The 1,385-nt window shown below is 40.4% G+C and carries 1 protein-coding gene; it reads left to right on the top strand.

Translation table 11 applies throughout. From position 1 onward, the window contains the following. The first annotated feature begins 498 nt into the window (after positions 1–498). Positions 499–1,359, top strand: coding sequence for a transposase (locus F6K49_RS49375; RefSeq protein WP_293110084.1), 861 nt, complete (start codon positions 499–501; stop codon positions 1,357–1,359). Positions 1,360–1,385: the final 26 nt, after the last annotated feature.

The following is a 1,385-nucleotide window of genomic DNA, read 5'->3' as shown; positions in this document are numbered from 1 at the left end:
CTCGAGTGGGGGAAACCCCCAAGACCGCGCTGCATCGCTTTAACTAGATACTTTTTTATCTAAATCTTTCATAAACATTTAAGTCGTTAGACCCAATTACGCAATATGTACGCTCTACATATTTTTTACGTTGCCTACTTATGTTTAGACAGTATCTATTTAGTTTAAAAGTTTATTATTTAGAATTGTATAGTAGCACACCTAGTACAAACTGTCAATAAAAAGTTTAAAAAAAAAGCCGTCCTAAAAGGACGGGGCTTTAAACCCAATTTTTTTGGTAAAATTAACCTTGATGGAGAGGAAGTGCTACTAGGTTGGGCATTGCCGGATACCTCTTTCCGGATTGGGTTGACCGAAAAACCTGAGGGCGCAAGCCCCTAGATTCTATCTATGGGGTTAGCCCGAACGGGAATTTATTCCCTAAAAATCCGGAATTTTAACAGTAGATTGTAGACTATAATAGTAAGCAAACTGAGCGGAACGAGGAGGTGATTTTGAGTGCTGGTCATGGAGTTCAAGGCTGTTCTAAAAGAGCCTCAAAAATTAGCAATAAATGAAGCTATTAGAACGGCTCGCTTTGTCCGGAACAAGGTACTTCGGTACTGGATGGATAATCGCGGAACGGGGAAGAAAGAACTCTATCGATATAACACTCAATTAAGAGAAGAGTTTGAATTCGTCAAAGACCTCAATAGCCATGCTTGTCAAGCCTCTGTAGAAAATGTAGAGCGTGCTATTAAGCGGTTCTACGACAACTGCAAGAAAAAGGTACCTGGGAAAAAAGGTTACCCTCGTTTTAAAAAGCATTCTAGGTCAGTTGAGTATAAGCAATCTGGATGGAAGTTATCTTCAGATAAGAAGTTCATAAAGTTCACCGACAAAAAAGGGATCGGACAGGTCAAACTCAAGGGCACCTGGGACTTATGGCGTTTCGACCAAAAGCTAATTAAACGAGTTCGGATTGTAAAAAGAGCTGATGGTTACTACGTTCAGTTTTGTGTCAAAGTAGATAACTCGGAACAGTTAGAAGCTACTGGTTTCACTGTTGGGCTAGATGTAGGATTAAAAGAGTTCTACACCGACTCTGATGGATACTCAGAATCTAACCCAAGATTCTATCGTAAAGGCGAAAAACGATTAAAATTTTATCAACGTCGGGTTTCCCGAAAAAAGAAAGGCTCATCCAATCGTAAAAAAGCAATTAATAGACTAGGTAGACAGCACCTTAAAATAAGTAGGCAGCGTGAAGAACATGCCAAGAGACTGGCTAGAAGTTACCGCAAGAAGAGTGCAGCCTTTATAGTTGGTAGGCTATGCATCAAAGGTAACAGGTTTTGTTGTAAGGCTGCACTCTTCTAAGGTTTCGTCTCCGGCACGTTGCGTAA

The sequence above is a fragment of the Moorena sp. SIO3I6 genome, assembly GCF_010672095.1.
This window is presented reverse-complemented; position numbering and strand designations above follow the sequence as displayed.